The organism is Acinetobacter sp. Ac_3412 (assembly GCF_013072675.1).
GTDB lineage: Bacteria > Pseudomonadota > Gammaproteobacteria > Pseudomonadales > Moraxellaceae > Acinetobacter > Acinetobacter higginsii.
Window position 1 is genome coordinate 47,074 of the sequence record NZ_LXUJ01000014.1, and the last position, 20,711, is coordinate 67,784.

The window sequence follows — 20,711 nt, forward strand, 5'->3', positions numbered from 1 at the left end:
GTAAGCAATATTTTTCAAATATTCAACCAATCATGCAGTTCAATTATATCAAAATTCTCAATTTTTGAGACATAAGATTGATTTTTTTCAAAGACGAAGCCAATTCAACTTTAGTCATATTTTTTTAATCACGTATTCTGATTAAATACTTTATAAGTTTTTGATACCTAAGCTCATGTATTGAGCTGATAGCTCAAGATGTTGTAGTATTCGAAAAGGGATATTATGCATTTCTTGATGATTCATAGTGTAAATAAGCTTTTAAATAAAATAAATATTTAGGCTCAGTAAAACTAAGATTATATTTATACAAAGTAAAAAGCCTAGCCCAGAAGTTGAATAAGATTGCTTACATCTTCATTACGTGGAAATTCATGGGCTAAAATATCAACTATACTTTTAGGATATTTATTAATTTTACCTTGAGAGGCGGTATTAATAGCATGAACCCATTGATCATAAATAGTACCATTATTTACTAGATCACTAGCTTTTCCACCTGCTCTAAGCCATATTGTTTGTAACCTATCTGCAAAAAGTTCCGCACAAAGCTCTATAATTATTTCATTAATTTCAGAGGAGGATACGATTGTATTTCGTGTGGGAAAACTTCTAGCCTCTAATAGTTTCAACCTCAGTCTTTCTGGCCTTGATAGTAAAGTTTTTATGTGTGGGATAATTTCTTTAAATTGTTTATTCCCATTTTTATAAGAAGAATAGATATCTTTTGCAATACTTTTCCATCTTTTTTGTCTAATAATGATACCAATCCTATTTGATTGACTTTGCCAACTTCCATGACTAAGTAGATATTTTGCAATTTCCTCATTTATAGAGTGCCATTGGATTAATTGTATAATCGTATTTAATGGTAAAGAGTTTTTTTGTTGAGCAAGTTGAATAATTTTTTGACTAAGAAATGGTTCAGGTTGGCTAATATTTTTAACTGCTAGTAGAGTTAATAATTTTTCAGCTACAGAATTAACTATTAAGTTTTTTTGAGGGTTTCCAATATGTGACCATATTAATGGTCTATTCTCGTAGTTTAAAAAAATATTAGAGATTTCGTCATCTATATGCATGATTTGGATTATTTTATTGAAAATTTTTTCTGGATTATCATTGCTAATGATTTTATTTAAAATATAGTGAATATAATGTTCTTTTGTTTCTTTAGTTGGAATAATTCTATTGTCGATGTTAAGACAATTAAGCCATACTTTAAGCCAAATATAATCTCCAAGGTCAATATGATTTAATATCTTTTTATCTAATAAAATTCTATTTGATACAAATTTTAAAATGCTTGTATCTTTATATTCAATGATAGCGTAAATTATCTTTGAATTAGGGTAATTATCTACTAAACTTTGTAAGCTCTGCGGATTATTGAAAGTCAATTGATGTGTAAGAGATTCTTTAGCATCATAAAAATATCCTACGGCTAATGAATGTGCATGATGCCAATTATTTTTCTTGCAAAAATCTAAAAAGTTTTTGGTAATATTTTCTGCTGAAAATTTAGTTTCATCACATAACTTGGTTTCAAAGGATTCATTATCGATAAGAATATTTTCTATAATTTGTGAAATTACGGGATTGGATAATAGTGATAAATATTCTGCTAATAACTCATTGGTTTTATTGATATTGTAGCTAAACCCAGCTAAAACTATTTCACTCCACCATTTGTAAGACTTTTTTTCATTCGCTGTTTTTAGGATGTTTTCAATTTTTTTAATGTTGAAATCATTTTTTATATTTGAGATCATCCAATTGTATATGTCAATGTTATATTCTGGAGGTAAAGGAATATTGGCGAGTGAAAACAATTGATCACAATCTAGATTATTTATATTTGCATTTATAAAGTCTGTAGTTTCCTTTACTAATTTTAAAATTAGTGGGTTTTTATCCTTTTCTGTAGATAAGCTTGCTCTTAATAGCTTAATAGAGTTTGATATGTTTGGATTTTTTTTGTACTCTTGGTAAATATTTATTATCCTGTCTACAATTCTTAATTCATTTAAATTGCTATAATCATAAATTAAGTCTTTAAAGTATATAAAGCCTTCACTTTCTTTGTCTAATAAAAACTCTGAAATATTTTTTCTATTTTGTTTGTCATGATTTTTAATTTTATGAAACTTATCTGTCCAAGAAAGTTCATAGTTTCCTAATACACAATATAATGTTGGATTTAACAAAGATGTTGTATCTTGCTCTTTAAAAACACAATGTAGAGATAAATTTTTTCGTGACTTTGGCCATAAAGATTTCCATAAAAAACTAATAATATTAGGCCACTGCTCCAAATTGTTTGTTAAACATACAGAGTTTGAGTCTATCAGTGAATTTAAAATAGTCAAACGCTCATCATCAGGTAAAGAAAAACTTATAACATTTTTACCTAATAATTTATTGAGTACAGTATCAATCTCTTCTTGTTCAAATATGTGAGTGATGGGCCAGATTGCGACTTTACTTTTTACTGAGCCAGCTCTTTTTTGAGTTAAATCTGGTGTTGTATACCAAATAGCAAAATAGGTATCTATAGGGCTACAATTAAGAATATATTCCCAGTTTGAAGGCTGGCTGGGAGGAATATCTGTTAGACTAACTAACTCGATAGGAACTTGAATATCAGTTTCGGATATTAATTTATGGCCTCGAGAAGTATATCCAAATTCTAAATATTGTGGCCAAATCACTTTATCCATTATTATCAACCATAAATCCAAACTATAGGTGAGGTTAGGTCAGATTCTTTTTCATGATTATTTGGTGCAATAATCCATCCCTGATTTTCAGGGCCATTATCTACAAAAGTATTTTGTGTGCTTTCATCTAAAGCCGTGCCTAATGAAGATAATCCCCATATAGAAATGTTATCTTTTCCCCAGTTAGAATGTAAGAATTGATTTAATAATGGTAATTCTTTTTCAAAAATTTCTTTGGGTGTAGTAGTTGTTGAATTAGATACCTGATCATAGCAAGATAATATAATTGCAAGTTTGGGTTTAATAACTCTTTGGCTTCTTTTTAAATTACAAACATGAAGTATTATTTGAAAAAGCTCAATCCACCAGATATTGGCATCTATAGCATCTAGTTCTTCTTTTTTTTTCGTATCTTTCTTTTTTAAATCTCGATTTTTTAATAAATCTTCAATTTTGTGTTTATATTTAGTTTCATCATTCAGACGAATAAATACCATCCAGCCATTTGCATTGATTAGGGTCTCGGCCCATTTTTCATTTACTGATCTAGTTTCAAAAATGTGTGTTAACTGTTCACCAGCATAATCAAACCAAGTGAGATCCACTTCTTTTTCATTTTTAATTAGCAAAGGTAGCGATACATTTGCAAATTGAGAAGACGTTGTTCTTTGTGGATTATTACCTTCAGCTAACTTCTCTAGGGCCTCTTGAAAAATATCGAGATTTTCTGGAGTGTTACGTATAGTAATTTGTTGTTCTACTCCACGAGTTAATCTTCCATATAGTTGAGCTGAATAAACAGTTTTACCGCTATTTGGCTTTCCTAATACCATAATAGAATTAGTTTTATCCATGATTTCCTCTAAAAGACTCAAATATAGAATTACCAAGAATATGGTCAGTGATTTCAGTTGGTTCTACTGAAATATTTGAAATTAATTCGTTAATTATGTTAAACATTTCATCTGGTTTTGTTATTGAACAAGAATGACTAGACCTCGGACAGAAATTAACCGAGTTAAGATTGCGTGTAATCAAATCATGAATAGTTGCTGGGACATTATTGTTTTCTTCAGCTTTAGTCCAAATTAAAGCAATATGCTTTGCATAAGGATAGTCTTTTAATCGATCAAAAATACTGGAGATATCATTTCTAGTACCTCCACGGATTTTAGTATCTTTGTTTGAAAGCTTTTCTGAATCAGAGGTTATAATGAGTAAGTCTGAATGGGTTATCACCCAATCAGCACCTTGGGCTAAATTAGGATTAGTTGCCCATTGATTGAACCATTCTCCTGGTGCATCTATAAATATAACATCTCGAATTACATCGTTTTCATCTCGAAAAGATAAATGTAAAAAACCAGGTGTTCTTGCATCTCCTCTTGGCGTGCGTAGAGGAAAGTCTGGTGTAGATAATGGGGATGAAAATCTAGAGTTTTTTGCTAGAGCTTCCCATGATTCAAGGGTATAGCTTGCCCAAAAATCACCAAAACTAAGCTTTTTACCACTTAAAATTTGTAAGTATAACGAGAGTAAAATAGTAGACTTTCCAGCTTCTGCTGGACCTATTATACCAATAATTAAAGGTTTTCGAACATCTGATAACTTTTGGAGACCTTTAAATCCTAGATGTGTTCCATTCCAAAAAACTTTATAAATAGAGCTAGCAGGATCATCTATTAATTGCCCATCAGCTTCTTCAGTTATAGTGATAAATTCACAATCATTTAGAGAAATATGACCTTTATCGCAACTCATGCCTTCTTCTAGGCCACATTCAGAATTAGTACATTTATACATTTTGATTCCTATAACCTGTAAGCTTGCTCTTGTCTATAAATAGCTTTAGCTAAATCTGGTAAAGATATCTCTTCAATTTGCACAATACATTGATTCTTTAAAGTTTCTATGTCGATATCCGTTTTAAATGCTGAAACGACAAGATCCCTAATATTGAGGCAATTCTTATTTGGAGAAAGCTCAAGAGCATTAAATATATCTTTAGCCAATAGCTCAGCTTTGCTTTCCCTAATTTTTGTTAGGATATCAATTAATGGATACTTTTTATCATAATTTGCATTTTCTGTTTGGTTAACGGATTCGGCCAAGATATAAGTAGAACTAACAGGAGCTGGATATTCTTTAATGAGAGTTAATAAATCTATTGCCATTATTAAGGGTCTAAGTAGGACGTCGATTTCTCGGTAACTTCTAAAAAAACTTTGCGAGTATTTTGCTTCATACCACCATAGTATTGCTAATTGCTCATTTTGATATTCAAAAGGACTTTTTAATGAGGAAGACACCAAATTTATTTGTTCATTTAATTCTTTAAAAGTATCTGTGAAATTTTTTGCAATTTTTTCAGCCGAGGCTTCGTTTTCACCTTCATTTTGAAAGCCGTCATTCTTAAATGTTTTGTTTCTTAATGTTTTAATATCTATAGTTTCTTTGTAAACAGAAAATGACTGTATATTAAGTTTTTTGTTCCATTCATCAACTTGTTCTTTCGTAAGAATTAGATGATTATTATTAATGGATAAGTATGGCCAAATATCAATTAAATTTAATGCTAATTTACTAGCATTATCAATATCTTGATTGGTGAGTTTCTCACACGCATAGAGAACCATGGCCGTAAGTAGCCTATTAGGCTTATCTTCTTGATAAACCAAGCCAACATTTGACCAATTGTTTTCTAAAGTAGAGTACGCTGATTGCATTGCTAAATTAGATTCAAAAAAAGACTCTTTAATTAGAGCATTACACCCATCAATTAATAATTTTGGATCCATTTTCTCTGCAAATTCTTCAGCTGCAGCGTTTGCTTTATCAAAGCGCTCATCATTTTCGGTAATTTGCTTATCAAGAGAACCTGCTTTTTTTAAAGCTTCTAAAAAAGTCATACTCATTATATAATTCCACTAGACTATAAATATTTTTTAAGTGATTGATTTTTTGGGAAATCTGTCAGAATGTTTTGAATTAAATCATTAACAGTAACATTTGCACCATTAGTCGCTTTATGTATTAATTCAAACCAGAGGTCGGAAACATTTGAGATATTTGAAATATCTGAAGGTTTACCTCCTGATCTAACCCAAATACTTCTTATACTATTTACATCATAATATAAATTTGATAACTCATTGATTAGACTTGTATGAGATAATGTGGAATCTTCAATAATAAGCTCATTACTATCTTTTCTATCTAGAATTAAATCAGAACAATTAACTAAAAGTTTAATCAAGCATTCAGCTGAAGCTCGAGAAGCAAAATGTCTATATGTATCATCCTTAAAAGTATCAGCGTAATCAGATACAGCTTTAGAGATTATTATAGGAATATCTAGTATTTCACCTAATGCAGCTAATCCACTTGCTTCCATATCTATACCTAAGACTTTACGCATATCACGACTAGCTAAATGATCGAATATCTGTTCATCTTCTTTAACAGTATTTCCTGTAGCTATAGGAGCTATATGAAGTGAAAAATCTGGATCATTAGGTAAGCCAAAGAGATTTTCTTCTTTTAGCGTAGTTGCCTCTTTTAAACCACTTTCTGTTAATTCAAATCCTTGAGCTGTGATCCAGTTACGCTTTCGCAAACGCTTGATTACATCTGAGAAATTTGGACAGTAGGTTTTAAATATTTCATTATCAATAGGCTTGCTGCCTTCAAGTAATTGTAATATTAACCATTTTTCTTGATAGTCTAATGAGTATACAGGTCTTAAGTTAAGCCAACTTGCTTCGTTAAAGCTGAAACTTTGCATTCTTTGTAAAATTTTAGGATTAGGTCTAAATTGAAGTTGATCGCCTTGAAAACTCTCTACACCATCAATTACAACAGATTTTCCAGCATCGTATGACCATAGTCGGTCAGCGAATATAACATCACCAAGATGAACCTTCCCGCGTCTTCCTGCACAAATACCAGTCATACAAATACACTTTACTATATTCTTTTCTTGTTGTAGTAGAGAGGTAGTTGCAGCAATCGCTTGCTCTCGTCCCATAAAGTTTTGCCAAGTAGCCATTATTGACAATATTCCTGATGGACTCTCTATTTCTGTTTTAGCAATAGTCCAGCCGTCAACAATTTCTTCTTTCCAAGAGGTTTCACCATCTAGTGTTTGTAGTAGGGCATTGTACTCATCTCGTAAAGCACAAATAATAAGTACATCAGTCATATTTAATAGTTGTATTGCGTTAAATTCTAAATCATATATCAAAATTTGTTTTCTTAAAACAATATTTGGAGTTTTTCTAGATGAAAATATTTAATTAACTTTTTGATTTTTTTTATAAAAAATGTACTATAATAGTAGGGATTTCTGGGCTTGTTTTTTCACTTAACAATTCTTGTTTTTAAATGTAGTTGATCTCTAATTGGATTAAGTATATATCATAGTTGTATTTGATCTTTTATCTAGAAAAACTCCTAGCGGAACATGTTAAAGTTTAATTTAGTCAGTGTGCATCACTTCTTACAGAGTTTTAAAAGATGATCTGCGTCAAGCTAGATGACTTCAATCGCTTTAGACAATTAAATATTTTTTATCTGGTATAAATAATATGACTAATAGGATTGCTTCTGAGCAAGCTGTTGAGCATGCGTGGAAATATTTTGAATTGCATTCAAACCAAAGAATAATGATGTTCAATTATTATCTTTTTATTATGACTGGATTAGCCACAGCTATAGGTGTAACTTTACAGACATCTAAAAATTTTGCGTATGTTGGAATCTTGCTTAGTATCATTGCAGTTATTGCTTCTATGGTTTTTTGGAAGTTAGATCAACGGACATCATTTCTAATTAAACAGTCAGAGGCAGTTTTTAAAAAATTAGAAAGAAACTCTGCAATTGATATAGGGATTTTTTGTAATGAAGAAGCTAATTTAGAAAAAAGTAATGAAAAAAGATTTTTCTTAAATAAAATTGTTACCTATGGGACTCTGTTTAGATCTATTTTTATTATTTCAGGAGGGGTTGGTGCTTTAGGTATTATAGTTTTTTTTCTAATAATTACGGAATATATAATTTTAAAGTGAGTATTTTATTAGCTAAAATATTAATTTGAGCCTAGTCATATGAATTTTAATGATTTATCTTGTTGCTGTTATTTGCAGTTTAATCATGTTAACTTAGCTTATTCTTCCAATCGAATTTAAAATCCAGTTGTTATTTTTTCCATCACGATGTCTGAAACCAACCATTTTCCCTTTAAAGCTATCTATATAATCAAATGAAATATTTCCGTTCATGGTAGCTATATGAATTAAAATAGAAGAAAGACCAGTATCATTATGGACATTGAGAAAAGATTCGATGCTTTCTTGTAATTTAATAACAACGCCTTGTTTAGACATTTCTTTGTCAGTACTTATGTTTTTTTCAGGTGCAAAATCTATAACTATATAAACATATTCGTTCATTATGACTCTGATTATCAGCACTTCATTAGGATAAGAGGTTGTATCATTTAGATGGCAACTAGACATAGACATTGTTTTAAACTTTAAACTATCGTTAAAACCATTAGTAAAAGTGAACCAATGAACTTTAGCATTTTCATCTGCTTTAAGATTTTGGGCATGATCCCATAACTTTTGTAATCTTTCATCATTTGAATAGGTATCACCTATGGCATTCCTAGTATCATAGAAACAATCAGCTAGACCTGTTTTACCATTACCACCTTCACCAGCTCCGACGGAAAATTCTTTTGGTTCATCAGATTCTATTAATTTATATTTTTTAACTACACCATTTTCTATAATTTCATAATTTTTATGGATGGTTCGTGAATTTCCTAAAATACCTAGTTTTTCTTTAATTGTTGCGACATGTAAATTATTGACTTTTTTTGAGTCGTCTATTAGTACTTTTTCTAATTCCTTTTTTCGTCGTAATTTAATCGCTATCTCTTCTGCATCTTTAGTTGTAATTTCAATTTCTTGGATATTTTTTTTATATACAGGCGGCATTATCAGCGTGATATCAGGTCCAATTGGCTCAGATATACCACTGATGCCTGTGCAAAATATAGTTGACTCATTAAGTTTAATCCCAGTTATTTCTAAATCAATTTGCTGATCATGCCATGGTCTAATTACTGGATAAAAATCATAGGGTGGGTTTGTGTTCACTAAAGCATGCCTTGCACTATTTGTGACATGTTTTACTCTATTTTGAGTGTATAAATCATTCTTTAAATGGTATAAGAAAATTGCATCTCGTATAGTCAGTTTTTTGGGTAATACGACGACATTATCAGAAGTACTACTATTTGGGTCTGATATATTAAATAAGTTAAGGACTGAGTCGTGGTTTTTATCTAGGCTTTGCCATAAATAAGATAACAGAACTCTTTTAATTTCCATTGAGTAACCATAATGGACAATAAAGAATGTGAGAGGGTGTAAAATATAAATTTTATTTTTCCAATCAATTAGTATTAATTTGTTTTTGTCATTTAATAAATCATTAATAGGGTATGCAGATTCAGGGAATGGATGCACCAAGCTACTGTTTCTAATTCCATAAAATGATGTAATCGAATAATTATCTTCTGTCATTGAAATATTAAATACATCATTTTTAAAAATTTCTTTTGAGGAGCCATTAATCCAAATACTTCCAATCTTTATTTTATGTAAGTAATTTATTGATATATTAATAGAAATTTGGAAATTTGATGGTTTTTTTGTAGAAATATTGACAAACAATATTTCTACTTGCTTTTTACCATCATTACTTTTGTTTGATATTTTTTTATACCATACCACTACGTATTCATGATTTTTGAAAAGTTTATCAGAGTTTGCTTCAAAAATTTTTTTCAAACTTAATGAGTTGCGGTAAGAAATTCTTTCCTTGCCAAAGGCATCTATAAAGTTCATGAGTAAAATTACTTAAAATAATTATTAGATAAAGTCTTATATCATGAATTTTGAAATTTATTTAGGGAATATGAAGTCTATTTAGGTATTTCACAGCCACCACCGACCAAGGCAATCGCAGATGCAGTATGGTGTGGTGCGCGAAAGGGCCGTTGTCCAAAGCTATGTTGTGCATTGGCAACTGAATAAATACTGGCGACCTCTAAATTTTCCTGTGCATTGAGTGGCGGTAAAATGGAAGGAAGGCGAGAGGCGAGTAAGGTTTTACCTGTACCAGGAGGACCTTTAAATAAGAGCGAATGCCCACCAGCTGCTGCAATCTCTAAGGCACGACGTGGTCGTAATTGTCCTTTAACATCTGCGAGGTCGAGTTGATAAGAGGTTAAACCATGAATTGATCTTTGTGGTGCAGCCGTAATTTGAGAATTGCCCGAAAAATGTGCACAGACATCCTGTAGGTGATTGGCCGCATATACCTCAAAATTGGGGAGTTGGTTGGCCTCTTCTAAATTGCCATTAGGCAGTAACAGACGGTGCTGCGCTTGTTGGCAGGCCATCGCGATGGTCAATGCGCCTGAAATCGGGCGTAAATGTCCATCTAATGCCAGTTCACCAATAAATTCAAAGCCTTCAGTGCTATTTTCTGGTAATTGTCCTGAAGCAATCAAGATGCCAAGAGCAATGGGTAAATCAAGTCTAGAACCATCTTTAGGGAGATCTGCTGGGGCTAAATTGATGGTTAAGCGCTTGGTTGGAAACTGAAAACCGCTATTAATAATGGCTGAGCGGACACGATCTTTACTTTCACGTACTGCAGCTTCAGGTAGACCTACAATTGTGAGTGAAGGCAAGCCTGAACTGATATGAACTTCAACTTCAATTTGTGGGGCGTGTAGACCTAATAAGCCTCTCGTATAAATTTTTGCAAAAGACATCTTATTATTGTTCCATTGTGGTGCTTTATTTTTAATCATTTTTCGGTGCTATTCGCACCGAATTGGTGCTTATTTTTTATTCTGAACGATTTCTTCAAGTATTTTCATTTGCTGTTGCAGCTCAGTGAGGCGTTGATTGGCCGTATTGAGAGCAGTTCGTTGGCGATCAAGCTCTTGCTTAGAGACAAGGTCTAACTTTTCGATGCTTTCACTGAGTAACGCACGTAAGTTTTTTTCTAGGTCTTTTTTAGGTTGGTCAACTTGTTGCAAAATTGCCTGTAAAAGAGTCTCAATCATAAAGTGCTCAATAGGTTATGTATATTTGCTGCTCAGTGTATCACTGCTGGCTATATTCCTCTAGCACACTTCGGGACAGAAGGATGAGTGACTGGTTGATTTCATTCAATATAGCGAAATGAAACTTATTTTCGATGCACTATCTACATCTTCAAGCCTAAATAGGTTATAAAGAAAGCTTGTGCCCAATATTTAAAAACCCCCAACCTTTAAATATTGGCATGAAAATTGAACATAAAACCTTACTGGTGAAAATAAGCCGAAGGAAAACAAACATGAAGCTTGTAACTGCAATTGTAAAACCATTTAAATTAGATGATGTGCGTGAAGCACTCTCTGAGATTGGTGTTCAAGGGATTACCGTAACTGAAGTCAAAGGTTTCGGACGTCAAAAAGGTCATACAGAACTGTATCGTGGTGCAGAGTATGTGGTTGATTTCTTACCGAAAGTGAAGATTGAAATTGCAATTAGTGATGAAATGGTGGACGCAGTCATTGAATCAATCACTCGTGTCGCAAGCACAGGCAAAATTGGTGACGGCAAAATTTTTGTCACGAATTTAGAGCAAGTAATCCGTATCCGTACGGGTGAAACTGGGCCAGATGCTGTCTAAATTGGCACAAACTTTGCTGAGTTAGAAATAAGAGAAATAGCTCACAAAATAAGGTTGGGGGACACGAATGAAAAAAATGCTTATGGCGCTCAGTCTATCTGGCGCACTCTTAGGTGGTTCAGCGGTGGTTTGGGCAGAAGATGCTGCATCAACACCAGTAACTGAACAAACTGTAGCCGTTGCTGATACGGGTGCTGCAACAACTGAAATTGTAGCCGTTGAAGCTCCAGCTCCTGAAGAGGCTGCTCCTGCTGCTGTAGCAACAGTGGATACGGGTGATACAGCTTGGGTTCTTGTTTCAACAGCATTGGTTCTGTTGATGACTATTCCTGGTTTGGCTCTGTTCTATGGTGGTATGGTGCGTAAGAAAAACGTACTCAGTACCATGATGTTCAGCCTTTCTGCGGCGATCTTAGTGAGCTTAATCTGGGTAATTGCCGGTTACTCATTGGCTTTCTCTGGTTCAGGTGCTTATGTGGGCGACTTGGGCAAGGCGATGTTGAATGGCGTTGCTTTTGATGCCTTAAGTGGAACAATTCCTGAAAGCTTATTTGTTATTTTCCAAATGACCTTTGCGATCATCACTGTTGCGATTATCAGTGGTTCGATTGCTGATCGTATGAAATATTCAGCATTTATGGCTTTTATCGCAGTATGGGTAATCTTGGTTTATGCACCAATCACTCACTGGGTATGGGCGGCTGATGGCTGGTTATTCAAAGCAGGCGCATTAGATTTTGCTGGTGGTACGGTTGTTCATATTAACGCAGGTGTTGCAGGTTTGGTTGCAGCATACATGTTAGGGAAACGTACAGGCCTTGGCCGTGAATCTATGGCACCGCATAACTTAACTTTAACTGTGATTGGCGCAAGCTTGATTTGGGTAGGTTGGTTCGGCTTTAACGGTGGTAGTGCTTTAGGTGCTGGTGCGCGTGCAAGTATGGCGATTCTTGTAACTCAAGTAGCTGCTGCCGCTGCTGCATTCTCATGGCTCATTGTTGAACGTCTTGTTCGTGGTAAAGCATCAGTTCTTGGTGGTGCATCAGGTGCGGTTGCTGGTTTAGTGGTGATTACGCCTGCTGCTGGTTTCGTTGGTGTAGGTGGCGCATTAATCATGGGCTTAATTGGTGGTGTGGTGTGCTTCTGGGGGATTACTGCACTGAAACGCCTGCTTAAAGCGGATGATGCTCTGGATGCGTTTGGTTTACATGCTGTTGGTGGTATCGTTGGTGCGATTCTTACTGGTGTGTTCTACAGTGATGAAATCATCAAAGCGGCAAATGTCGCACTTGCACCGACCTTTATAGGTCAATTGTGGGTACAAATTGAAGGTGTGTTAGCGACAATCGCGTATAGCGCAATTGTGACCTTCATTATCCTGAAAGTAATTGATCTGGTGATTGGTATCCGTGTAAGTGCTGACGATGAGCGTATGGGGCTTGACCTTAGCCAACATGGCGAACGTATCGAATAATCAGTGCAAGATGTGATTAAAAAAAACAGCCTTATGGGGCTGTTTTTTTATGGCTTTAGGGTGCTAGTTCTGCAATTGAAGAAACTTTGCTACACTTAAGCAAAGTGAGTAAATAATCGCGCAACTATGCATTGTCCATTTTGTAACGCTGCTGATAGTAAAGTCATAGACTCCCGTTTGGCTGCCGAAGGCTGCCAGATTCGTCGTCGTCGTGAGTGTGTCATTTGTGGGGAGCGTTTTACCACCTTTGAAAGTTATGATGTGGTCATGCCTCGCGTGATCAAATCAGACGGTAAAAATGAACCTTTTGATGAGGCCAAACTACGCCGTTCTTTAATGCATGCCTTACAAAAACGTCCTGTCACTCAGGAACAAATTGAAACTGTACTCAGTGATATTCAATCGCAGATTCGTCGTCTAGGCGAGCGTGATGTCAAATCCAGAACCATTGGTGAAATCGTGATGCAGGCATTATTTGCATTGGATCACGTTGCCTATGTTCGATTTGCTTCTGTGTACCAAGATTTCCAAGATGTAGAAGCATTTCGCCATCAAATTGAGCAAATGCAACAACGTGAAAATGAAGCTTAAATTCGAGAGATCATGTCTGAGTTAACCCAAGATCATTTATCTGAACATCAGCACTGGATGCAACAAGCCATTGCCTTGGCTCGACGTGGTCAATATTCGACGAAGCCGAATCCAAATGTCGGTTGTGTGATTGTCAAAGACGGTCAACTGATTGGGGAAGGTTACCATCCAAAGGCAGGGCAGCCGCATGCGGAAGTATTTGCATTACGTCAGGCAGCTGAGAATGCCAAAGATGCAACGGCATATGTCACTTTAGAGCCTTGTGCACATTACGGTCGAACACCACCTTGTGCGGAAGCATTAGTCAAAGCTCAGGTGAAAAAAGTTGTCATTGCCTGTTCAGATCCAAATCCACTGGTCGCAGGTAAAGGCGTTAAAATTTTACAAGATGCGGGTATTGAGGTCGAAACAGGGATTTGTACGGAAAGTGCAAAAACGCTTAACTTGGGTTTTTTGAAGGCCATGTCCACTGGCCTGCCTTATGTACGTTTAAAGATAGCATCAAGTCTGGATGGCCGTACTGCGATGGCTTCGGGTGAATCAAAGTGGATTACTGGCACAGCAGCTCGACAAGACGTACAACATTGGCGGGCAATTTCGGGTGCGGTGATCACTGGTATTCAAACGGTTTTAGCTGATGATTGCGAACTGAATGTGCGTGTTTTAGAAGGCGTTGATCTGACAACAGTGATGCAACCAAAACGGATTGTTTTAGATCGACAAGGGCAATTACCACTTTCTGCAAAGATTTTACAAAATCCAGAAACGGTGATGGTGATGACACCATTTCGTCAAGAACTTGCTGATTTAGGCGTGATACAATTGCCACCGCAACCTTTAAACCAGTTATTGCAGACTTTGTCTCAACAACATCAAATTTATGATGTTTTGGTTGAGGCAGGTGCGACTTTATCAACGGCCTTTTTACAACAAGGATTGGTTGATGAAATGATTAGTTATGTTGCGCCAACTTTACTTGGTCAATCTGCTCGGGCTATGTTTAATGCTGAATTTAGCAAAATGGCAGAGCAGCTCCGTTTTGAGTTGGTCGATGTAACCCAACTTGGGCAAGACATACGCCTAAGATTGCTCCCTATCCAAGAGATGATATGAATCCAGAACCATCGGTTTATCACAAACGTCGTCATGCTGCCCGTACGACTGACGAATATCTTTTTCATCAGTTAGTGCCTTATCTTGGTAATAAGCGTCGGCTACTTCACCTTATTTTAGAAGCGCTTGAGATTACAGGTACATTGAATAGCAAGAAAAAGAATCCACCGATTTTTGCTGATTTCTTTGCGGGGAGTGGGGTTGTTTCGCGGTTAGCACGCCAGAATGGTTATCGCGTGATTGCCAATGACTGGGAACCGTATAGTCATGCGTTGAACAATGCCATTTTAGCTTGTGTTGATGCACCTGCTTTTAAAGAGTTAGGTGGCTATCAGAAAGCCATTGATTATCTGAATCGCTTACCTGAAGTTAAAGGCTGGGTCACGCATAATTTATGTCCGCGTAATGATGATGTGTATGATCCTGCCCGTGATCGTTTGTTCTTCAAACGCCGTAACGGTATGCGGATTGATGCGATTCGCCAGCAGATTGCAACGTGGCAAGCACAAGGTGCAATTAATGATATAGAGATGAGTGCTTTATTGGCACCGCTACTGTATTCCGCAAGTTTCGTCAGTAATACCAGTGGTGTCTTTAAAAGTTTCCATCAGGGCTGGGGCGGACGTACCCAAACTGCCTTGGAGCGGATTGAATCTTTATTGTGGCTGACACCAAGTCGTTTCTGTGAGATTGGAGATGCTAAGCGTCCTGCTGCTGAAATGTGGTGTGTTGATGCACAGCATCTGGCCAATCAAATGAGTAGTTTTGAGGTTGATGTCGCCTATCTTGATCCACCCTATAATCAGCATGCCTATAGCAGTAACTATCATGTTCTAAATGCACTGACTTTATGGGACCAAGTTGACTTGCCATCCCCAGACACCAAAGGTTTTAAAAGTGGTATTGATCGAGCTTGGCGTAAAGAACGTCCAAGTCCTTATAACTCTTCTAAATATGCCAAAGAGGCCTATGAAAAGTTATTGGAAACGATTAATGCACGTTATATTTTGACCAGTTATTCGACTGATGGAAATATTGAGCCGAAGGACTTACTGACTGCCAATTTGAAGCGCGGTAAAGTGACCTTATTGACCCAAGATGTTCCACGTTATCGGGTCAGTAAACAACGCCAGTCTGAACGTGCTCGCGTTCTTGAGTTTATTGTGATCACGGACACCCATGCCAAGTCTGGACCACCATTACGGCAGCTCTTGGGGCAGTTGTACCATTTCGCTGAATTGGGTGGTGTAGATACCACGGGTAACAGTACTCAACTGGCACTTTGGTAAAAGAAAAAAGACACCATTTTGGCAACAAAGTGGTGTTTTTGTATCCAATATTTGCTGAGTATCGGTTAATTAGATTGTTGTGATCGATTTGTAAGATAAGCCTATGTTTTTATAGTAAATATCTACCAATTTTGAGTTGGTTTATACATGCGAAGTCATACATTTAAATTAGAGCTTAGAAAATTACAATTAAGAAATAATGATTTAAAACAAATATATAGAATTTTTTGTCTTTAGATTTTATCGTCATGTTCACTTAATATAAGGCTAGGAATACTTTAACCAATCGTTCAAATTTTTACCAAATGATATTGACCATATCTAAAAATAACTATAGTTTGCCGAGCTTAATTTAGGGTCTTGCCTATTTGCAGCGATGACCAAGAGAGGTTGTTATGAGTCGCTCGGAACCCACCTTATTGGGGCAATGTGTAGCTGAATTTTTTGCTACCGCAATTTTTTTATCATTCGGTATTGGTGTGGTGGCTGCACTTAAGCTTGCGGGAGCGAGTTTAGGTTTGTGGGAAATTAGTATTGTATGGGGTTTGGCTGTTGCATTGGCAGTGTATTTATCTGCTGGCATTTCTGGGGCACATCTTAATCCCGCAGTGACCATCGCTTTGGCACTGTTTGCTGGTTTTGAAAAACGTAAAGTGCCTTTCTATATCGTTTCACAAGTTGCTGGTGCTGCTGTAGGTGCACTTCTGGTTTATGGTCTGTATAGCAATTTATTTGTGGACTATGAGCAAACCCATCATATGGTGCGGGGCAGTGTTGAAAGTTTAGAATTGGCGGGAATTTTCTCAACCTATCCCCATCATCTGCTCTCGCTTGGTCAGGCCTTTATGGTGGAAATGTTTATCACCATGTTATTGCTGTGGTTGATTATGGCGATTGGGGATGATAGCAATGGTTTACCGCGTGGTGCTTTGGCACCGATCTTGGTCGGTTTATTGGTTGCAGTGATTGGTGCATCTTTTGGCCCATTGACTGGCTTTGCTATGAATCCTGCCCGTGATTTTGGCCCGAAAATTGTGGCTTATTTCTCTGGCTGGGGACCTGTTGCATTTACCGGTGGACGCGATATTCCATATTTCATCGTCCCGATTATTGCACCAATCGTGGGTGCTTGTTTGGGCGTACTTGGTTATAAGCTGTTTTTTAGTCATTTTTTAGTCAACAATCCTGTTGTAGTAAAAGAAAAAGAAATTGCTGAAAAGCCAGTGTCTGAAATGTAATAAAGACCAGATCAAGAATCTGAAGGGCAGTCAACGGATTGCCCTTTTTATTTGCCTGTATTTGGACTGTACATGCCTTGTTATCTCTAGTTCTTTGCTTTAAGGTATCTTCTTTACAGTGGTACATACTGCAATAAAGATAGGTTGAAACTCCCATGTTTACAGGCATTATTGAAAGTTTAGGTAAGGTTGAGAGCCTACAGAGTGTAGGTGGTGATGTTCGTTTGCGTATTCAAACTGATTTGGATATGTCTGATGTACATTTGGGGGATTCGATTGCCACCAACGGGATCTGCCTGACCGTGATTGAATGGGGTGAAAACTGGTATGCAGCTGATGTTTCGCGTGAGAGTTTAAACCGTACCACATTAGGGCAATGGAAAGTCGGTCAAGCCGTCAATGTCGAAAAAGCGATGCTACCAACCACACGTTTTGGTGGGCATATTGTCAGTGGACACGTGGATGGTTTAGGTGAAATTACCTTAGTGCGACATGATGCACGTTCACTGTATTTTGAAGTGACAGCGCCTGTTGAGTTGGCTAAATATTTAGCTGAAAAAGGTTCAGTTACTGTCGATGGGATCAGTCTAACCATTAACCATTTACGCGGTAATATTTTAAGTTTGAATTTGATTCCACATACTGCAGAACGTACCAATATCGGCACGTGGCAGGTCGGCAGTAAAGTCAACTTGGAAGTGGATGTCTTGGCACGTTATATCGAGCGTTTATTGCTAGGTGATAAGGCTGCGGAACAGAAAACTGAATCGAATATCAGTATGGCATTCTTGGCTGAAAATGGTTTTTTAAAATAAAAGATGAAGTATAAAAAAGCCCAGTTCGAACTGGGCCTTTTTATTATTTTTCGTCTGAAAATTCACTATTTTTCAAGATATAGTCAATTTCATCTTGCGCGAGGGCATGTAACTTGGCGCGGAATACAGTTACCGCTTGCTCAATTAAACCTTCGGCTTCTAATTCAAGTCGTACACGAACACTTTCTAACTCTGAAAGAATTTGCTGATCATCGATCACAACACGTTGAGCCTTTGAATAATCGATACTTGGCTGTTCAGGATTATTTTGATAGCGTTCAGTTTGCTGTGCAATTTCCTGATCAATATGACCACGTAAGGCAAGCAGGTTTTCAGTCTGTTGTTCAAATTGACGGGCTTCATCGGCTTGCAGTTGTGCTGCATAGGCGGCTTCAGCTGCACGCTTTTCTTCCAATGCCTTTTCCAAAGCCAGTTGTTTACGAATACGTGCTTGTTCAATCAAGTCCGCTTTTAAGTCGGCATAGGCTTGATCAATGCGCTGCTGAGAAAGTTGCTGCGCATTTTCCTCATGTTGTGTCCATGTCTGAGTCAGTGTTTGTGGTAACAGTAGATCACAAATACGTGCTAAATCATCCTGATAGGTCTGACGGACAGCCTCAGGTGCATTTAACCAACGTTTTTTAAAGTCCTGACCTACATTTAATGCCACAAGACACTCCTCAAATGATGCTGTTTATTGCCGATTTATAATTTAAAGGTTCGCGGTTCAATACCTAAACGACGATACATTTTAAATTTTTCCCGCCCGATCTGTTTTGCCGTTTCATTATTTTCAATAATTTCGATAATGTGGCGAAAATCTTGAGTTTGTTCAAGTGCATGATTGTTAAAATTAAACACGATCCAATCATTCGAAGGGGGTAATTCCGCTGAAATACACACAGGACTATGCGGTTGATCAATGCCATGTGGAATAAAACTGAGTGGATCAAAGTTCCAAAGTTTCTCATCTAACTCCGTTTGCTGCCCTGAATCAGCGCAATACCACCAGATGTGTGGATGCTGATTCAGAATCTTACGGCATAAACGGCAAGCACTTTCGACTTGCCGTTCTTTACTATTTTCAAATAGATAAAAGCTGATTTGTGGCATGTTTTAGTTTTTCGTTGCAACACGATTTGCTAAAAACTGCATCAGTAATGGCACTGGACGACCTGTAGCACCTTTAGCTGCACCCGATAACCACGCTGTACCTGCGACATCGAGGTGTGCCCAACGATAATCACGGGTGAAACGTTCGAGGAAACAAGCAGCAGTAATTGCGCCACCATATGGACCGCCAATGTTGGCAATATCGGCAAAAGGAGAGTCGAGTAATTCTTGATACTCTTCCATCACTGGCATACGCCATACGCGGTCTAGTGACTGTTCACCTGCTTGTTGTAGGTCTTGGGCAAGTTCATCATCTGGCGTAAATAAGCCACTCACCACTTTACCTAGCGCAACCACACAAGCACCAGTCAACGTTGCAATATCAATCACCAGCGCAGGGTTAAAGCGCTTGATATACGTTAAGGTATCACAGAGAACCAGACGGCCTTCTGCATCGGTATTCAGGATTTCAATAGTCTGACCGCTCATGCTGGTCACAATATCACCCGGACGAGTGGCATGGCCAGAAGGCATATTCTCAGCAGCTGCAATCGCACCGACCACATGAATTGGCAATTGTGCTTCGCATAGTGCTTGAATGGTTCCAAGAACAGAAGCTGCGCCGCACATATCAAATTTCATTTCATCCATGCCTAAGCCGGGTTTCAATGAAATACCACCTGTATCAAAGGTCACACCTTTACCGACAAGCACGACAGGTGCTTGATCTACTTTGGCATTGTATTCGAGTGTAATAATGCGACCCGGGCGGTCAGAGCCTTTGCTGACTGCAAGGAATGCATACATCCCCAAGTCCGCCATTTGCTGCTCATCAAGCACTGTGACTTTTAAAAGCGCTGGATATTGTGCTGCAAGTGCAATTGCTTGATCTGCCAAATATTCAGGGAAGCAAATATTACCTGGACGGTTGCCGAGATCACGTGCGTAGTTTTGGCCTGATTGCACTGCATGAATTAGATTCAGTTGTGCATCATCTAAAGTGGTTTGATTGGCAACAAGATGGATTGTTTCTAATACAAATTCATTTTTTTTCGATTTAAATTCATCATAACCATAGGCTGCTTGAGTCAGGCTTAAGACAAACAGTGAATGTAAATCGGTTGGGAGTGCTGAAAGATCGACACTAATTTGTTTAAATTTATTTTGTGATGATTTGATAATAGTTTGTGCGAGTTTTGCTAATTTTGTGGCTTTTAACTCGGCACTTTTTCCGAGTCCTAGCAGGTGAGCATTGGCTTGTGCGGAAATATTGGCAATTAAGGCTAAGCTTTCGTTAAAACCTGCTTTGAATTGTGTTGCGTTAAGCACTTCTTCTAGGTGATTGATTTGATATGTATTTAAGTTCTGTTGTAATTGTTCTGAATCAACCAAAATCCACAAAGATTCGCTAGACGCCTGAGTTGGGAATGCGTTATGAAGGGTAAATTTCATTGTTTGTATGGAACCTGATGAGTGAAAAATAAAGATAAGTCCATTAAACACTTTCAGATATGAGGTTGCAATCCGCAACAAGCGATAGGTTTTATATTTTTAACATTCGGGTAAACTAGCGTTACCTTCAATTGGGCTTTTTG

18 protein-coding genes and 1 pseudogene are annotated in these 20,711 nt (G+C 36.8%); 8 read left to right on the forward strand and 11 right to left on the reverse strand.

Annotated features, from left to right (window positions below):
* Window positions 1–323: 323 nt before the first annotated feature.
* Genes A7P54_RS17375 through A7P54_RS17395 form a run of 5 tightly spaced genes read right to left on the reverse strand, consistent with a single transcriptional unit; the run spans window position 324 to window position 6,921 of the window.
* A complete protein-coding gene (locus A7P54_RS17375) occupies window positions 324–2,720 on the reverse strand; it encodes a hypothetical protein (RefSeq protein ID WP_171550343.1) in 2,397 nt (798 codons plus the stop codon).
* A 5-nt stretch (window positions 2,721–2,725) separates the two neighbouring features.
* Window positions 2,726–3,574, reverse strand: coding sequence for a hypothetical protein (locus A7P54_RS17380; RefSeq protein ID WP_171550344.1), 849 nt, complete (start codon window positions 3,572–3,574; stop codon window positions 2,726–2,728).
* Window positions 3,567–4,523 (reverse strand): hypothetical protein, encoded by a 957-nt coding sequence (locus A7P54_RS17385; RefSeq protein WP_171550345.1) that lies wholly within the window; start codon window positions 4,521–4,523, stop codon window positions 3,567–3,569. The genes A7P54_RS17380 and A7P54_RS17385 overlap by 8 nt, the downstream gene beginning before the upstream one ends.
* Window positions 4,524–4,531: 8 nt before the next feature.
* Entirely contained in the window at window positions 4,532–5,635 is a 1,104-nt protein-coding gene (locus tag A7P54_RS17390; RefSeq protein WP_171550346.1) for a GTPase-associated system all-helical protein GASH, read from the reverse strand.
* Between the two features lie 17 nt (window positions 5,636–5,652).
* Complete coding sequence (locus tag A7P54_RS17395; RefSeq protein WP_171550347.1) at window positions 5,653–6,921, reverse strand: effector-associated domain EAD1-containing protein; 1,269 nt, start codon at window positions 6,919–6,921, stop codon at window positions 5,653–5,655.
* A 385-nt stretch (window positions 6,922–7,306) separates the two neighbouring features.
* Here A7P54_RS17395 and A7P54_RS17400 point away from each other — a divergent pair, with 385 nt between their 5' ends.
* The gene (locus A7P54_RS17400) at window positions 7,307–7,786 is read left to right on the forward strand and encodes a hypothetical protein (protein ID WP_171550348.1); all 480 of its coding nucleotides are present in this window, start codon (window positions 7,307–7,309) and stop codon (window positions 7,784–7,786) included.
* 93 nt (window positions 7,787–7,879) lie between these two features.
* On the opposite strand, the gene A7P54_RS17405 is transcribed toward A7P54_RS17400, so the two are convergent.
* The 3 genes and pseudogenes from A7P54_RS17405 to A7P54_RS17415 form a co-directional block, all read right to left on the reverse strand.
* Window positions 7,880–9,637 carry a hypothetical protein gene (locus tag A7P54_RS17405; RefSeq protein ID WP_171550349.1) on the reverse strand — a complete coding sequence of 586 codons (1,758 nt, stop codon included), beginning with the start codon at window positions 9,635–9,637 and terminating at the stop codon, window positions 7,880–7,882.
* A 95-nt stretch (window positions 9,638–9,732) separates the two neighbouring features.
* Window positions 9,733–10,572, reverse strand: a pseudogene (locus A7P54_RS17410) (magnesium chelatase domain-containing protein); the annotation flags it as partial.
* 69 nt (window positions 10,573–10,641) lie between these two features.
* A complete protein-coding gene (locus tag A7P54_RS17415) occupies window positions 10,642–10,869 on the reverse strand; it encodes an accessory factor UbiK family protein (protein WP_004802123.1) in 228 nt (75 codons plus the stop codon).
* 275 nt (window positions 10,870–11,144) lie between these two features.
* On the opposite strand from A7P54_RS17415, the gene glnK reads away from it, so the two are divergent.
* From glnK to A7P54_RS17450, 7 genes are all read left to right on the forward strand, one after another.
* Window positions 11,145–11,483 carry a P-II family nitrogen regulator gene (glnK, locus tag A7P54_RS17420; protein WP_004656379.1) on the forward strand — a complete coding sequence of 113 codons (339 nt, stop codon included), beginning with the start codon at window positions 11,145–11,147 and terminating at the stop codon, window positions 11,481–11,483.
* Window positions 11,484–11,550: 67 nt separating this feature from the next.
* The gene (locus A7P54_RS17425; protein WP_005200614.1) at window positions 11,551–12,957 is read left to right on the forward strand and encodes an ammonium transporter; all 1,407 of its coding nucleotides are present in this window, start codon (window positions 11,551–11,553) and stop codon (window positions 12,955–12,957) included.
* Between the two features lie 126 nt (window positions 12,958–13,083).
* Window positions 13,084–13,548: a transcriptional regulator NrdR gene (gene nrdR / locus A7P54_RS17430; protein ID WP_004656377.1), complete on the forward strand. Its 465-nt coding sequence runs from the start codon at window positions 13,084–13,086 to the stop codon at window positions 13,546–13,548.
* A gap of 12 nt (window positions 13,549–13,560) precedes the next feature.
* Window positions 13,561–14,661, forward strand: coding sequence for a bifunctional diaminohydroxyphosphoribosylaminopyrimidine deaminase/5-amino-6-(5-phosphoribosylamino)uracil reductase RibD (ribD, locus tag A7P54_RS17435; RefSeq protein ID WP_171550351.1), 1,101 nt, complete (start codon window positions 13,561–13,563; stop codon window positions 14,659–14,661).
* Window positions 14,658–15,950, forward strand: coding sequence for a DNA adenine methylase (locus A7P54_RS17440; protein WP_171550352.1), 1,293 nt, complete (start codon window positions 14,658–14,660; stop codon window positions 15,948–15,950). Before ribD ends, A7P54_RS17440 begins: the two co-directional genes overlap by 4 nt.
* 395 nt (window positions 15,951–16,345) lie before the next feature.
* Window positions 16,346–17,188 (forward strand): MIP/aquaporin family protein, encoded by an 843-nt coding sequence (locus A7P54_RS17445; protein WP_171550353.1) that lies wholly within the window; start codon window positions 16,346–16,348, stop codon window positions 17,186–17,188.
* Between the two features lie 155 nt (window positions 17,189–17,343).
* Window positions 17,344–18,003: a riboflavin synthase gene (locus A7P54_RS17450; RefSeq protein WP_004656373.1), complete on the forward strand. Its 660-nt coding sequence runs from the start codon at window positions 17,344–17,346 to the stop codon at window positions 18,001–18,003.
* A gap of 43 nt (window positions 18,004–18,046) precedes the next feature.
* On the opposite strand, the gene A7P54_RS17455 is transcribed toward A7P54_RS17450, so the two are convergent.
* From A7P54_RS17455 to A7P54_RS17465, 3 genes are read right to left on the reverse strand one after another with little or no spacing between them, the layout of a single operon-like run.
* Window positions 18,047–18,673, reverse strand: a complete 627-nt coding sequence (locus tag A7P54_RS17455; RefSeq protein ID WP_171550354.1) for a hypothetical protein — start codon at window positions 18,671–18,673, stop codon at window positions 18,047–18,049.
* Between the two features lie 35 nt (window positions 18,674–18,708).
* Window positions 18,709–19,116, reverse strand: coding sequence for a DNA polymerase III subunit chi (locus tag A7P54_RS17460; protein ID WP_005314778.1), 408 nt, complete (start codon window positions 19,114–19,116; stop codon window positions 18,709–18,711).
* Window positions 19,117–19,119: 3 nt separating this feature from the next.
* On the reverse strand, window positions 19,120–20,568 hold the full coding sequence (locus tag A7P54_RS17465; RefSeq protein WP_004802137.1) for a leucyl aminopeptidase: 1,449 nt from the start codon (window positions 20,566–20,568) through the stop codon (window positions 19,120–19,122).
* Window positions 20,569–20,711 lie beyond the last annotated feature (143 nt).

Coding starts and splice junctions, on each gene's coding strand:
- A7P54_RS17375 (WP_171550343.1), bottom strand. CDS start 2,720: ATGGATAAAGTGATTTGGCCACAATATTTAGAATTTGGATATACTTCT.
- A7P54_RS17380 (WP_171550344.1), bottom strand. CDS start 3,574: ATGGATAAAACTAATTCTATTATGGTATTAGGAAAGCCAAATAGCGGT.
- A7P54_RS17385 (WP_171550345.1), bottom strand. CDS start 4,523: ATGTATAAATGTACTAATTCTGAATGTGGCCTAGAAGAAGGCATGAGT.
- A7P54_RS17390 (WP_171550346.1), bottom strand. CDS start 5,635: ATGAGTATGACTTTTTTAGAAGCTTTAAAAAAAGCAGGTTCTCTTGAT.
- A7P54_RS17395 (WP_171550347.1), bottom strand. CDS start 6,921: ATGACTGATGTACTTATTATTTGTGCTTTACGAGATGAGTACAATGCC.
- A7P54_RS17400 (WP_171550348.1), top strand. CDS start 7,307: ATGACTAATAGGATTGCTTCTGAGCAAGCTGTTGAGCATGCGTGGAAA.
- A7P54_RS17405 (WP_171550349.1), bottom strand. CDS start 9,637: ATGAACTTTATAGATGCCTTTGGCAAGGAAAGAATTTCTTACCGCAAC.
- A7P54_RS17415 (WP_004802123.1), bottom strand. CDS start 10,869: ATGATTGAGACTCTTTTACAGGCAATTTTGCAACAAGTTGACCAACCT.
- glnK (WP_004656379.1), top strand. CDS start 11,145: ATGAAGCTTGTAACTGCAATTGTAAAACCATTTAAATTAGATGATGTG.
- A7P54_RS17425 (WP_005200614.1), top strand. CDS start 11,551: ATGAAAAAAATGCTTATGGCGCTCAGTCTATCTGGCGCACTCTTAGGT.
- nrdR (WP_004656377.1), top strand. CDS start 13,084: ATGCATTGTCCATTTTGTAACGCTGCTGATAGTAAAGTCATAGACTCC.
- ribD (WP_171550351.1), top strand. CDS start 13,561: ATGTCTGAGTTAACCCAAGATCATTTATCTGAACATCAGCACTGGATG.
- A7P54_RS17440 (WP_171550352.1), top strand. CDS start 14,658: ATGAATCCAGAACCATCGGTTTATCACAAACGTCGTCATGCTGCCCGT.
- A7P54_RS17445 (WP_171550353.1), top strand. CDS start 16,346: ATGAGTCGCTCGGAACCCACCTTATTGGGGCAATGTGTAGCTGAATTT.
- A7P54_RS17450 (WP_004656373.1), top strand. CDS start 17,344: ATGTTTACAGGCATTATTGAAAGTTTAGGTAAGGTTGAGAGCCTACAG.
- A7P54_RS17460 (WP_005314778.1), bottom strand. CDS start 19,116: ATGCCACAAATCAGCTTTTATCTATTTGAAAATAGTAAAGAACGGCAA.
- A7P54_RS17465 (WP_004802137.1), bottom strand. CDS start 20,568: ATGAAATTTACCCTTCATAACGCATTCCCAACTCAGGCGTCTAGCGAA.